This window comes from Bacillus sp. BD48 (assembly GCF_046566805.1).
GTDB lineage: Bacteria > Bacillota > Bacilli > Bacillales > Bacillaceae > Bacillus > Bacillus safensis.
The window spans coordinates 628,236-641,449 of sequence record NZ_JANGFM010000002.1 but is presented as its reverse complement, the minus strand read 5'-3'; the positions used below and the strand labels follow the sequence as shown (position 1 = coordinate 641,449).

The 13,214-nt window shown below is 42.2% G+C and carries 13 protein-coding genes and 1 tRNA gene; 3 read left to right on the top strand and 11 right to left on the bottom strand.

Annotation, left to right across the window (positions count from 1 at the left end; all coding sequences use genetic code 11):
* Positions 1 to 27 precede the first annotated feature (27 nt).
* A complete protein-coding gene (locus ACLGGR_RS08195) occupies positions 28 to 711 on the bottom strand; it encodes a CpsD/CapB family tyrosine-protein kinase (protein WP_075611942.1) in 684 nt (227 codons plus the stop codon).
* Entirely contained in the window at positions 701 to 1,432 is a 732-nt protein-coding gene (locus tag ACLGGR_RS08190; protein ID WP_024423528.1) for a YveK family protein, read from the bottom strand. Before ACLGGR_RS08190 ends, ACLGGR_RS08195 begins: the two co-directional genes overlap by 11 nt.
* Before the next feature lie 257 nt (positions 1,433 to 1,689).
* Between ACLGGR_RS08190 and slrR the strand changes: the two genes are divergently transcribed.
* Positions 1,690 to 2,160 (top strand): HTH-type transcriptional regulator SlrR, encoded by a 471-nt coding sequence (gene slrR, locus ACLGGR_RS08185; RefSeq protein WP_251215945.1) that lies wholly within the window; start codon positions 1,690 to 1,692, stop codon positions 2,158 to 2,160.
* 86 nt (positions 2,161 to 2,246) lie between these two features.
* On the opposite strand, the gene ACLGGR_RS08180 is transcribed toward slrR, so the two are convergent.
* From ACLGGR_RS08180 to ACLGGR_RS08165, 4 genes are all read right to left on the bottom strand, one after another.
* A complete protein-coding gene (locus tag ACLGGR_RS08180; protein WP_024423530.1) occupies positions 2,247 to 2,471 on the bottom strand; it encodes a phage holin in 225 nt (74 codons plus the stop codon).
* A 144-nt stretch (positions 2,472 to 2,615) separates the two neighbouring features.
* Positions 2,616 to 3,515, bottom strand: coding sequence for an iron-hydroxamate ABC transporter substrate-binding protein (locus ACLGGR_RS08175; RefSeq protein ID WP_410972989.1), 900 nt, complete (start codon positions 3,513 to 3,515; stop codon positions 2,616 to 2,618).
* Positions 3,516 to 3,532: 17 nt separating this feature from the next.
* Positions 3,533 to 4,534: a FecCD family ABC transporter permease gene (locus ACLGGR_RS08170; protein ID WP_065214796.1), complete on the bottom strand. Its 1,002-nt coding sequence runs from the start codon at positions 4,532 to 4,534 to the stop codon at positions 3,533 to 3,535.
* On the bottom strand, positions 4,531 to 5,556 hold the full coding sequence (locus ACLGGR_RS08165; RefSeq protein WP_185907614.1) for a FecCD family ABC transporter permease: 1,026 nt from the start codon (positions 5,554 to 5,556) through the stop codon (positions 4,531 to 4,533). The genes ACLGGR_RS08170 and ACLGGR_RS08165 overlap by 4 nt, the downstream gene beginning before the upstream one ends.
* A gap of 323 nt (positions 5,557 to 5,879) precedes the next feature.
* Between ACLGGR_RS08165 and ACLGGR_RS08160 the strand changes: the two genes are divergently transcribed.
* A complete protein-coding gene (locus ACLGGR_RS08160) occupies positions 5,880 to 7,289 on the top strand; it encodes a polysaccharide deacetylase family protein (RefSeq protein WP_142945255.1) in 1,410 nt (469 codons plus the stop codon).
* 217 nt (positions 7,290 to 7,506) lie between these two features.
* On the opposite strand, the gene abc-f is transcribed toward ACLGGR_RS08160, so the two are convergent.
* The 5 genes from abc-f to ACLGGR_RS08135 form a co-directional block, all read right to left on the bottom strand.
* Complete coding sequence (gene abc-f / locus ACLGGR_RS08155) at positions 7,507 to 9,066, bottom strand: ribosomal protection-like ABC-F family protein (protein WP_410972988.1); 1,560 nt, start codon at positions 9,064 to 9,066, stop codon at positions 7,507 to 7,509.
* A gap of 392 nt (positions 9,067 to 9,458) precedes the next feature.
* A complete protein-coding gene (locus ACLGGR_RS08150) occupies positions 9,459 to 10,625 on the bottom strand; it encodes a macrolide family glycosyltransferase (RefSeq protein ID WP_410972856.1) in 1,167 nt (388 codons plus the stop codon).
* Positions 10,626 to 10,793: 168 nt separating this feature from the next.
* Positions 10,794 to 11,684 (bottom strand): ABC transporter substrate-binding protein, encoded by an 891-nt coding sequence (locus tag ACLGGR_RS08145; protein ID WP_410972987.1) that lies wholly within the window; start codon positions 11,682 to 11,684, stop codon positions 10,794 to 10,796.
* Positions 11,685 to 11,858: 174 nt separating this feature from the next.
* Positions 11,859 to 11,934: transfer RNA gene (locus tag ACLGGR_RS08140), tRNA-Arg, on the bottom strand.
* Positions 11,935 to 12,052: 118 nt separating this feature from the next.
* On the bottom strand, positions 12,053 to 12,358 hold the full coding sequence (locus ACLGGR_RS08135) for a TM2 domain-containing protein (protein ID WP_410972855.1): 306 nt from the start codon (positions 12,356 to 12,358) through the stop codon (positions 12,053 to 12,055).
* A gap of 228 nt (positions 12,359 to 12,586) precedes the next feature.
* Between ACLGGR_RS08135 and clpP the strand changes: the two genes are divergently transcribed.
* Positions 12,587 to 13,183: an ATP-dependent Clp endopeptidase proteolytic subunit ClpP gene (gene clpP, locus ACLGGR_RS08130; RefSeq protein ID WP_007500118.1), complete on the top strand. Its 597-nt coding sequence runs from the start codon at positions 12,587 to 12,589 to the stop codon at positions 13,181 to 13,183.
* Positions 13,184 to 13,214 lie beyond the last annotated feature (31 nt).

Genomic DNA, 13,214 nt, shown 5'->3' with positions numbered 1-13,214 from the left:
ATTAGGAGACATCACCTATCAATCTTTTTAATACATATACAGCCTGCCCTTTTTCTCTTTCTTGCCATTTAGCATAGCTCCAAGCAGTTTACTTGTTGTTCCCTCTAATACTTCTTTTGATTTCTTCACAGCAGCTATCTTTGTTTTGCCGCTTAAGACAACGAGAATGCTCCCATCCGTCCGGTTCGCCAAGATCTTTGCATCTGCAACTGGCAGAAGCGGTGTGGAATCAACGATCACCATGTCATATTGCTGTTCAATCTCATAAAAGAGCTGCTTCATCACAGAAGAGGAGAGCAGCTCCGCTGGATTCGGCGGAATGGTTCCGCTCGGAAGCAGCTCTAAATGCTCAATCGGTGTAGATAAAACAGCTTCCTCCAAGCTGCAATTATTTAATAGCACATTTGTCAAACCGGTGTGATGACTCAGGTCAAAATATTCATGAACGGCCGGCTTTCTCAAATCAGCATCCATGAGCAGCACCCGCTTGTTCTGCTGTGCAAAAACAGCTGCTAAGTTTGCAGCCGTAAATGATTTCCCTTCCTTCGGCAAGGAGGAGGTCACCAATATAGATTTCAGCCTTGTTTGAATCGATGTGAATTCGATGTTTGTTCGGATCGTACGGAATTGTTCCGCAATGACAGAGTGAGGATTTAATACAGAAATACAGGATAAATCTCTCTTTTCTCTTTTCTTCCTCTTAAAGATCAATGTTCTGTCCTCCCGTTATGACGGACTGCTTGTCTTTTTTGGCCCTCCTATCTGCCTGCATTTGATAGACACTGCCAAGCGACGGCAATCCGATCTCTTCTCTTATTTGATGTGTTCGTTTTACAGTATCATCGAGTAAATTCATTAAGAAAATGAGTGTCATTCCCCCTAATAAAGAGGCGCCTAGTGCCAGAACGATATGAACGAATTTTCTTGAATTCATCAGAATCGTGTTGGACAGCTTGGCTTCAGACAAAACATTAATGCGATCCATATTCATCGTTTTTTTGATTTCTTCTTGCAGCACCTCTGTTGCGGTATTCGCAATAGCAACTGCCTTCGCGCGATCCTCATCTTGTACAGAAATATTGATGACCTCAGACTCATTTTCTGTACTTGTGGCAATTTTGTGTTTTAGTCCTTCTGCTGATTCTGTGAGATGGAGTGTTTCTTTTACTTTTTCAATGACGATTGGGCTTTTTAATAAAACTTGAAAGGTACGTGTATATTGAAGGTTCATCTGAATATCGTTTAAATCTGCTTGTGCGTCATTGCTGCGTTTATGAACAAGAATTTGAGTGGTTGCCTGATATACAGGAGTCGAGACATAGAACTGATAATAGGCTGAAATGCCCGTTACGATCAGGACAATCAGGATCAGAAGGGCCATTTTCTCTTTAATGACAGAAAACAGCTGCTTAAAACCTATATTCTCATTCATAGATACCTCCCGATTTCATCATAAAAAGGTTATATATGGTTTCTTTTTGTTAATGATTGGATTATAAAAGATAATACCCGCAAAGAAAAATGTCATAATAGGTCTTATAGTTCTTTTTAAAGAACGAAATCGTTCGTTTTCTTTTGTTTACTTCCTGATTCTTACGTTTTTGAATTTTATAAAGAACAATTTATTTCTTATAATGAACGAAAAGGTCGCAGAACTATTCGCCGGGGAGAAGGGAGATCATTGATCGAATGATAGGCAAGGTGATACGCATTTACCGAAAGAGAAAAGGATACTCGATTCAGCAGCTGGCTGAGGATGCTCATGTCTCTAAGTCATATTTGAGCAAAATTGAGCGTGGTGTCCACAGGAATCCATCTGTCCAGTTCTTAAAAAAGGTATCCTCTTCATTAGAGATCGATTTACAAGAGCTGTTTGATGCAGAGACGATGATGTTTCATTACGCTGAGGGTGGTGAACACGAATGGCGGGAGCATATTGTGAGTGCCGTCCAAGCCGGCATGCCTAAAGAAGAGCTCTATCAGCTGCTCCAAACGTACCGAAAGGAGCAGGAAGAAAAGTCGTTACATGTCACCCATAGAAAGCTGACTGATTCAAATATCGCAGAGTGGAAGCGTCTAATGAGTGAAGCGAAAGCGATTGGCTTAAGCATTGAGGAAGTAAAAGCATTCCTCAACAACATGGGAGAACGCCGGGCGTAAGCCTTTCAGGAAGAATGATTGCGGGGAGAGGCGTTTGACGCTTCGATGAAAAAGAGCCTTTGTTTCATGAAAGGCTCTTTTTTCTCTTATTCTTCTTTTTTTGTTCGTGCTTTTTTCGTTATATCATTGTTTTTCCAATAGGCCCATAGTGATGTGATCCCCAGAAAGGCCAGCGTGATGAATTGCTGAACGCCTTCTTCATCAATAGGAATTGGGCTTTTTCCCGCAGCGGTTAGCGCACTGTTAACAAGCGCCAGTAAAAGCAGCACAAGTCTTGCAATTGTACCTGCACTAATTTTTTGAACCTCCAACTGTAACCCCTCCCTTTCCTCTTCTTACGGGCGGTATTGCTCGTTCTCTCTCATATGTATGCAGCAGCCGAATGAATAGAAGAACGAATCAAAAAAAGAGACATCATTCCTATATACGGAATGATGCCTGATTTCATTTGCTATTTATTTAGAAAACATCTCTTTTGCTTCATCCAATGCCATTTTATTGCCTAGAGCTGAGTAATCGAGCCACGGCTGATCGACAATTGGATAGACTTGGTTTTTCTTCACTGCTTTTAGACCCTTCCAAATCGGAGTCTTTTCTAATTGCTTGAATGCCTGCTGCGCTTTATCATCACGGTTGACAACGACAAAGATCGCATCAGCATCATAATCAGGAAGAACCTCTTGAGAAATCACTTCAAATGGGCGCTTGCTGTCCAGCTTTTTCACACCATCGACAGGTGTCAGGCCTAAATCCTCGTATAAAATAGGACCCATTGGGCGCTTCATGCTAAATACGCGAAGCTCCTTTGCTGTCACACGGATCGCCATGACTTTTCCGTTTCCAATCTTTTTCTTGATGAGCGATTTGACTTCTTTTGCTTCTTGATTGTAATTCTTAATATATTGATCCGCTTCTTTTTCTTTATTGACGTGTTTGGCGATTTTTTTCAAATGATCCCGCCATGTGCCATCATTTAAATTAAACACTTCTGTTTTGGCGATCTTCTTATATTTCGATAAGTCTTGTCCGGCTAATTCTTCATCAACATAAATGACATCTGGTTGTAACGCAAGCAGTGATTCCATATCTGGATCAGCTGCAATGCCGAGCTTCTTCGTCTGACTCAGCTGCTTTTTCGCATGTGGAAGGAAATCTTTTAAGTCTCCTCCAACAACAGAGCCCGCCGGCTTAATACCGAGTGCTAACAAGTCATTTGTTAAATGAATGGACAAGGAAGCAATCTTTGGTGTTCCATTGGTCTTTTCATTTGTTGTATTCTTTGTTTCCTGTTGTCCGCAAGCGGCAAGCAGCAAGAAACAGATCGTTAATCCAAACACTAGTAGTTTTTTCATGATGAGTTCCTCTTTCATGTTTATTTCGTTTTAGTTAATAAATAGAGAAAATACGGGGCACCGATAAAGGCCACGACCACACCCGCTGGTATGGCATTTGGAGCAAAGATGGAACGTCCGATTGTATCGGCACTGACCAAAATCAACAAGCCAAGCAGCGCACTAACTGGTAAAAAATACTGATGCAGTGACCCGACAAGCCGTCTGGCCAAATGCGGGGCGACGAGGCCAATAAAGCCAATACCGCCTGTCATCGAAACACTTGCACTCGCCAGGCCAACTGCTAAGGTCAGCAAAAGGAGACGTTTACGCTGAACACGTACACCTACACTTGAGGCGACAGCATCTCCTAAAGTCAATGCATTGAGCGTGTTTGACTGCATCAGCGTAAGCGGCACAAGGCATACAATCCAAGGAAGAAGTGCCAGCACATGAATCCAGTCTCTCCCCCATACATTGCCCACAAGCCATCTTGAAGCAAACGTATATGTATCTTCATCCAGCTTCAATGACAAATATAAGGTGAGTGCACTAAATCCCGCAGCAACCGCAATTCCCACTAAGATCAGCCGGATAGGAACAAGCCCTTCATGCCGGTCATATGCAAGAAGCACGATGACCGCTGCCGCAAGCAGTCCGCCGCCAAACGTAAAGAGCGGAATAAGAAGAGACGGATTGCCTTCAAGTGCGTGAAAATATGTCACAAACACAATTAAGCCAAATGCTGCCCCTGCATTCAATCCAATAATCCCAGGATCGGCGAGTGGGTTACGGGATAAGCTCTGCAAAATGCCGCCAGCAATCCCAAGACCAATACCAGCTAACATCGTCACCACAATTCGAGGCAGACGATAGTCAAACAGCACCGTTTCACTTTGGAAATCTCCAAAGCCAAATAACGTCTTAACGACCATGACAGGGCTTAGTTTCAGCGTACCGGTATTTAAACTATAGAGTACAACAGCCGCACTCAGGCAAAGCAAAACGACTGTCACGACAAGAGCACGCTGTTTCTCTCTCATGACAGGTTCCTCCCTTCTTTTCTGGCAATGTATAAGAAGAAAGGAACACCAACAAGTGCCACCATCACGCCAATGGCAAGCTCTCTTGGCGGATTGACTGTACGGCTGCCAAGGTCTGCAAAGACAAGCAGCATTGCGCCTAATATTGCTGACATTGGAATGACGAAACGATAGTCTACACCAACAAGCTTTCGTGCAATATGCGGGATGACGAGACCAACAAACCCAATCGATCCGACTGCCGATACAGAAACCCCTGCTAATAACACAGCAGCAGTCATTCCTAGTATTCGCACTTGTCGAGTTTTCACCCCTAAATTTGCCGCTGTATCTTCACCGAGCGATAGTAAGGAAAGTGACCGCCCTAATAGCATTGCCCATACGATCACAATCAGAATGACCGGGGCGAGAATCGTCAGCTGCGGCCATTTCACACCAGCTACCCCGCCTGCATACCAAAAAGCCAGATCCTGACTCAGGTCAAAATAAATCGCGATCCCAGAGCTGAGCGCATGAAGCAATGCGGCTACAACCGCTCCTGCTACAGTGAGGCGCAGCGGTGTCAATACGCCGCCAGCCGCCCCAATCGCAAAGATCAGCAGCGTACTGAGCACAGCACCAATAAAGGAAAAAAACATCAGTGCCGAATAAGGTATTCCTGGGAAAAAAGCAAAACAGAGAGCGACCACAAACATCGCACCGCCATTAATGCCCAAAATCCCCGCATCTGCCAGTGGATTTCTTGTGATGCCCTGCATAAGAGCACCTGCTACGGCAAACGCCGCTCCCACTAGAGCTGCCCCTAAAACACGAGGAAGTCTTAATTCATGGATGATCTGCTGCTCTGTGACATTTGACTGATAGTCAAATACAGCTGTCCAAACCGTTTGCAGAGACAATGTTTTTGCACCGTATGACACAGCAAAAAACATGGCAGCCGCTAAACCAATGACGGCGAGAAAAAATATCAAAAAGAACAGAATATATGATGATCGTTTTTGTTGAGTTCGCTTATCCTGCAAAATCGGTGTCATCCTTTTCTTCATTAAAAGTCAGTTTGAAAATGAGAATCATAATCAACAAAATTATAGCCGCCAGCCTCTAAAAAATCAATGTACACCCTTTTTTTTAATTAATGAAGGTATGTGCGGAGCAGCGGGGTGGGAGGTTCTTTTTGCCGCTCAGTACGATCTATCATTTTTTCTCATAGTTTAATAGGAAAATAGTTGACATTTCGCATGAATATCCCCTAAAATTACAAAAGTAAGTCAAATGTTATAAAAATATTACAAACAGATGTCAAACTAATAAAGAATGACCCGTCATGAGAGGAGATTTGAAAGTTGTGTCAGTAAAGGGAAAATGGAGTATCGTCCTATTTGCGCTTGCAGTCGTCATTGGAGCAGTTGCTTTCTTTCAAAATCAACAAGCAAGCGGTACAGAGAAGAAAAATGTAAAGCAGGATTCGAACTATAAAAACGTGGAAATTGTCACTCTCGTAAATGACGGGAAATTTATGAGATATGCAGTCAACTATCCTCTTTTTCATCAGAAAGAGCTAGATGACAAGATTCAAAGCTATGCCAATTCAGCATTAGAGCATTTCAAAAAAACATTCAGTGAAGCAAAGGATATTGATGAAAATAAACGCTATGAACTGAATATTGATTATGAAATGGTGCATTATGCGAAGCAGTCTGCTGCCATCCTCTTTACAACCTATACGTATACTGGCCAGCAAAATGGAACCACCAATCATCTCACGATTAATTTTGATTTTCAGAAAAAAACCTTTCTTGACACAAAAGATTTATTTCTCCCTAAAACCAATTACTTAAAGAAATTATCCTATATTACATATACGGAGCTTCGAAAGGATAAAACCTTATCTAAGGATCAGCCTCTCCTTCAGAAAGGAACAGCCCCTGATGCTCAAAACTTCAGTCAATTTGCCTTGAAAGACAAATATGTAGAATTTTATTTTCCTGCATCACAAGTAGCCGCGGAGGATCTTGGGCCGCAAACACTCGCAATCAAAAAGACATTGCTGAAGGACATATTAAAGCCAGAATATATGGATAAAATCAAAAATAAAAATGAAATGAAAGAACCGAACCCAAAAAGAAAAGCCGTCAAGCTGCCGCAAAAATCAAAGCTTGACCCGAATAAAAAAGCCATCGCACTCACATTTGATGATGGACCAAATCCAGCGACAACCTCAAAAATTTTAGATGCGCTGAAGAAAAATAAAGGACATGCCACCTTTTTCGTCTTAGGCAGCAGGGTGCAATATTATCCTGGAATGCTTGCCGACATTCTAAAAGGCGGGAATGAAATCGGAAACCATTCCTACAATCACCCTTTATTAACAAGACTGCCTTTAGAACAAGCCGTGAAACAAGTGAAGGACACCCAGCAGCTAATAGAGAAAGCTAGCGGATATACACCTACGCACTTTAGACCGCCATATGGCGGTACAAATCAAGACATCAATCAGGCGATTGGGATGAAGGTCACTTTATGGGATGTTGATCCTGAGGATTGGAAAATCCGCAACAGCCAGCAAATCACAAACCGCGTTCTCTCACATGCAGCAGATGGCAGAACGGTGTTAATGCACGATATTTATGAAAGCTCAGCTCAAGCTGCCGTTAAGATCATCCATGAACTCACCAAACAAGGCTACCAGCTCGTCACAGTGAGTGAACTTGAACAATTAAAAAAAGAACGGCATGAACAAACCCCTGTAGAATAAACAGGGGTCTCAGATTATTGACAAAGGGCTAAAATGATCTTTATTTTAGCCCTTTGTCTTCTTTTCAGCTTGATGGAAAACCTTTGCAGCCCTAGGAAGGGCGAGTACCGGAGCGGAGCGAATTTGACATTCGTGAGCACCGGCACGCAGGATTGACAAAGAATGCGAGGGTTTGTCCGCGCGCTGAAACCCCTGTAGAGTAAACAGGGGTTTTCTTTTATGACTCCAAAGACTTTTTTTGTTTCAATAATGCTTGAAATGTCTCTTCAAGCTCTTGCGACGGCTCAATACTTAAACGGCTGAGCACTTCAGACAGCTGCATATCAATTAACAGAAGCTCCTCTTCTCTATTTGTCACAGCTGGTTTTTCTTCCTTTTGTTTATATGCTTCATATGTGCCGTCAAATGCTTCAATACGTTCCTCATGAATATGGAAAATACGAGTGGCAACCTCCTCAACTAGCCTGCGATCGTGGGAGACAAACACAACGGTACCTGGGTAATCTTTCAATAGACCTTCAAGTGCTTCAACTGCCGCCAGATCTAAAAAGTTCGTCGGTTCATCCAGCATGAGAACATTGGCATCACTGACGAGTAAGGACGCAAGCATCGTCTTCACCCGTTCTCCACCGCTTAATACCCCAACAGGCTTATGCACATCATCCCCTCTAAATCCTAGTCTCGCCAAAACCGTTCGAACCACTGTCTCATCTTGAACCGCCTCTTTCAGCGCATTTTGTAAAATCGATTCATCTACCTTCAGTCCTGAAAGATCCTGGCGGAAATAGGCTAGCTTGACAGCCTCTGAACGAGTAACTCCGGGATGTCCATTCACTAACATACGGAGAAATGTCGTTTTGCCGCTCCCATTCTTTCCGATAATGGCTACTTTGTCTCCGCCCCTCACTTCCACATTTGCCTGCTTCCAAAGCACTTTACCGCCCACCTTGCCATCTACATTTTCCACGCGTAAAATGGTACGGCTTGCTACTTCCTTCATCGTATGCTGAGTCATTTGAATGGGCTGAATATCCTTTACCTTTTCCACCTTTTCTAATTTCTCCATCCTTGTTTCAATGGATTTGGCTGTTTTCTCCAGCTTTTTTTGCTTATTTGCATAGTAGGGCTTTGCAATTTTAGGCCCTGAGGATTTCACTTTTTGTGATGGCTTTGTGGCTTTGTCCGCCTTTTTCTTTTTCTTTTCGAGCGCATGCTCTAACTGTTTTTTCTTTTGTGTATAAGCTTCATACGCTTCCATCTGCTGACGATGGGCCAGCTCTTTTTGCTGTGCAAAATGCGTGTAGTTGCCTTTGTAATGATGAAGCTGCCCTTGATCCAGCTCCCAAATCTCCGTACATATTGCATCTAAAAAAGCACGATCATGTGAAACAACAATGAGAGCACCTTGATAATGACGCAGCTTTTCTTCCAGCCACTCAATATGCTCTGTATCCAAATGAGTTGTCGGTTCATCTGCTAATAAAAGGGCAGATGGCCGGCTTAATGCTCTTTCAATATAAGTCTGGGTCATTTCACCGCCACTCTGTCTGCCATCTCCTTGTTTCAATTGAGGAAGCAGTGTACAGGCCGCTGTGGCTGTAACTGTGCCGCTTTCTGGTGTTTCCTGTCCTGCCAGCACATGCATTAAAGTCGTTTTCCCGGTGCCATTTGTCCCGACAAGACCAATACGATCACCTTGATGGATGGCTAGTTCCTCAATATCAAATAACAAGCGATCTTTTCGAAATACCTTTAACTGATTGGCTTTTAGTAACATCCAATCCTCTCCTTTCGTATCAGGAGACATGAAAAAGCCTCCCATTCTCAGAATAGGAGGCAAAATGGTGTACAAAAATAAACGGATTGATCCAGTATGGTGTACCGTTCATATTTGAACACACGCATCCCACGTATCAATCACCTTATTCTTTGATTCCCAAGCTGTACCATCCTATTCCGAAGCTAAAAAATGAAAACGCAGCAAACATGGCAAACCGATCGTTTGCTCACTGCCTTCGTTCGTTCATTTTGCTTACAGGTCATAGGATTAGTACTTCATTGCATTGGGTCACCCTTCCGTCGTTTGTTACATATACGATAAAAGATTGGTTATTTTTTGTCAAGCGGGGTCCCATTTGAATAGGGCAGCCATCTTTGAAAAAATGTTATCTATTGAGTCTGTTTCGCTTGCATGAATTGGTCGATCACCCTTAATGCTTTTTCTGTTCCACCTGCTGCTTGGAAGCTTTCTTCAATTTTCTCAATCCCCGCACGGTACGTGTCACTGCCTAAAACCGTCTCAACAGTTTCTCTTAGCTGCTTTGCTGTCAGCTGATTTTTATCAAGTGCACAGGCAGCAGATAATTCGGTCAGTCTTTGTGCCACCATCGGCTGATCTTTGTCGACTGGAATGACGACCATCGGAACGTGGTAATGAATACCTTCATTGACACTATTCATGCCGCCGTGCGTTATAAACACATCTGTCAGTTCGAGCACTTCAAGCTGCGGCACATAAGGCTCGATCAGAAAATGAGCAGGCGCCTCTTTTAAGAGAGAACGATCCACTTTTTCACCTGTTGCGATAATCACTTTTCCGTCAAAGTCTTCGAAAGCATCTATACACATATTAAAAAATGCTTCTGTATCCCCAAGAACGGTGCCCATGGAAATAAAAACGACTTTTTCTTGCTCAAGTGCTTCCAGCGGGAAATCATGGTGGTCAGCTCTTTTTAGAAAGCTCGGTCCAATGAAGACAAACGAATCGTTTAATGAATCAACAGACGGCTGGAAATATTCACTCGTATAGACGATATTCAGTTCTCCACGGTTTTTCATGAATTGCATCAAACGCGTTGGCTGAACGCCAAAACGCTCTTGTATCTTTTCTAACAGATGATCGGCTTTCTCATCCTTTCTGTATAACGGTGTATCAAAATGCGCCTCTTGCAGCACAAAAGATGGGTTGGAACCGATGCTCGGAATGTGTAAGTAATCTCGAACAAGCTCCCCTGCCCCAAACATATCAAAGTAGACCAAATCAAATGAATGTTTCCCGGAAAGTGTTTCCACCACCTCTAAAATATCATAGGATGTTTGCAGCATGGCATGAAAGAACGGCTGCATAGAATCTAAATCTCCTTCTTCCACATGCAATGTCCGAATATAGTCTGGATGTATATGTACGTGAGCGCCTAAGCGTTTGATTCGTTCCTCATAATGTACAGTTGTGACCGCATGCACTTCATCGCCTCGATCCGTCCATGCTTTGATGATTCCTAACATAGGGTTCACATGTCCTTCAGCTGGAAACGTAATCAATAAAATCTTCGCCACAAGAAATCCCTCCTCATTGTCAATTCTCTTCCATGTTAATCATATACAGTGAACTGGCTCAACAAATACGCCTAAAAAGGGAATAAATGAGTCTTACGTCCAGTATTTCATGATGAAGTGGCAGAAAAAAAGACAAAGTCTCCTAATAAGCACTTTGTCTTTTTCACATTATGATTTGAGCAGCATTTTTTTAAATGCAGCAGACTGTTTTTCAATGGAGATCGGATCTGCATAGATAAATTCCTTGATTGAGTAGTACAAGACATGCCCTTGCTTCACCGCTTGATTTTTCTTCCATACACCGCTGTTCGTTATATCAAGATTTGGCTTTTTTCCATCCTTTGTTGGTACAAGTAAATAGTCCCCTGTATACTCGTTCATCTCTTCTAGTGAAATTCCGAGATAGCCTTCCTTAGGAAGTGCCTTTTCTGCCTTTTCAGGCAAGCTGAACCCATAGCCTTGATAGATGACTTCCCCGCCGCGGCCAAAGTCCGTACCAAATAAATACACTTGCTTTGGCTGAACATCCATAATGGAGAATGTCTTGTCATCACCAATTTTCGCTTTCACTTCTTCCCCGTCCTTCTTCAGCTTCTCGTCCATTTCTTGTATTTGTTTTTTCGCTAACGCTTCTTTTCCAAGAATCTTTCCAATTTCAATATGCATCTCTTTGAAGCTGTGTTCACTTGTCGTAAACGTGATCGTTTTGGCAATCTTTTTATATTTTTCAATCTGTTCGTTTTGTGAATAAGCAATGATCAAATCAGGCTTCAGCTTTGCAATCGCCTCCACATTTTCGATCGGTACCCGCTTCACACCTGTTTCATCTAAAAAGGATGATTTAGGATAAACATCCGTCATGCCAACAGGTGTCACACCTAACTTTTTAAAGTTCCCAAGCTGCGCTGTTAACACAACAATCCGCTTCGGTTTGGCAGGAATGGTGATCTTTTCACCCGTTTCCGTTGTATATGTACGCGTACTTGCTGCTTGCTCTTTATTCTCTTTCTGCCCGCATGCCACTAACAGCAGTGCCAGCAGACTGACCAGCCAGATCATTTTTTTCACTTACGAAACCACCTTTAATTGAGAATGATTATTAATTATAGCATAAATAATCATTCATAGATGAAAAGTTTTAAAAGTGAATTATACATGCGGCGGAACGAAAAAAACCCTCTCCAAAGGAGAGGATTTCGTGAGACCATTGTCTATCGTAAGCAAGGTCAAGTACGCGCTCGGAGGGATTCGAACCCCCGGCAGACGTGGTACCGGAAACCACCGCTCTATCCAACTGAGCTACGAGCGCACGATATGTTTTTTGAACGTCAGCATATCAAATTATAAGGGAAATGCTGCAAGAAAGCAATGATATTCTGATGACTTCAAAAAAGAAGCCTGCACCGAAAAGATGCAGACCACTTTACTTATGCCATTTTAACAGATGCGATAATTTTTCGTTCTATGTTTTCATTTACTTCATCAACTGTTTTTACAAGACAGATGATACCATCAATAAACGGCCAAATGAACAATGTCAACCATCCTAGTAGAAGCATAGTCACTGCATAGCCTTTCTTTTCATCAAGATAAAAACGATGAACGGCAATCGCTCCAAGGAACCACCACAAAATAAATACAACTAATTTCGACTTTTTTTTGGCTTGAAGTTCAGTTGATACAACAATACGCTGTTGATCAGTCAAACTACTTTTCTCCAAAAGATTATCCACTCTTTTTCCTTCTTTCTGACTATAAATGATAATAACATAGGTAATATTACCTCATAACAGAAAGTTTTACCATATTTTTTTAAAACTTTTCCATGGTTTAAGAAAATAAATTTTTGGGGAAAATAACATGTGGCTGTCGAATTTTTTGATTGCGTTTTGTTTGACCTTTATTGACCAAAAATGTATCATTGAATTACATACTTACCTAAAAGGTGAAGGAGGAACATTATGAATTTAATACCTACAGTCATTGAGCAAACAAATCGTGGGGAAAGAGCTTACGACATTTATTCTCGTCTTTTAAAAGACCGTATTATCATGCTTGGTTCTGCGATCGATGACAATGTTGCCAACTCCATCGTGTCACAGCTGCTTTTCTTAGAAGCTGAAGATCCAGAAAAAGATATTTCTATCTACATTAACAGCCCTGGCGGTTCAATCACAGCTGGTATGGCCATTTACGATACGATGCAATTTATTAAACCAAAGGTATCAACTATTTGTATTGGTATGGCTGCATCTATGGGTGCGTTCCTGCTTGCTGCTGGTGAAAAAGGTAAGCGTTATGCCCTTCCAAACAGTGAAGTCATGATTCACCAACCACTAGGCGGTGCCCAAGGTCAAGCAACAGAAATTGAAATTGCGGCAAAACGAATCCTTTCTTTACGCGATAAACTGAACCAAGTACTTGCTGAACGTACTGGTCAGCCAATTGAAGTCATTGAGCGCGATACAGATCGTGACAACTTCAAAACAGCGGAAGAAGCACTTCAATACGGACTCATTGACAAAGTCTTGACCCGTAATACAGAAGAACAAAAATAATGATCACAACACAAACCGTCTGTTCCTTGAA

Excerpts from the sequence above, each read along its gene's own strand:
- clpP (WP_007500118.1), top strand. The coding sequence starts at position 12,587 with ATGAATTTAATACCTACAGTCATTGAGCAAACAAATCGTGGGGAAAGA.
- ACLGGR_RS08170 (WP_065214796.1), bottom strand. The coding sequence starts at position 4,534 with ATGAGAGAGAAACAGCGTGCTCTTGTCGTGACAGTCGTTTTGCTTTGC.
- abc-f (WP_410972988.1), bottom strand. The coding sequence starts at position 9,066 with ATGTTACTAAAAGCCAATCAGTTAAAGGTATTTCGAAAAGATCGCTTG.
- ACLGGR_RS08190 (WP_024423528.1), bottom strand. The coding sequence starts at position 1,432 with ATGAATGAGAATATAGGTTTTAAGCAGCTGTTTTCTGTCATTAAAGAG.
- slrR (WP_251215945.1), top strand. The coding sequence starts at position 1,690 with ATGATAGGCAAGGTGATACGCATTTACCGAAAGAGAAAAGGATACTCG.
- ACLGGR_RS08145 (WP_410972987.1), bottom strand. The coding sequence starts at position 11,684 with ATGATCTGGCTGGTCAGTCTGCTGGCACTGCTGTTAGTGGCATGCGGG.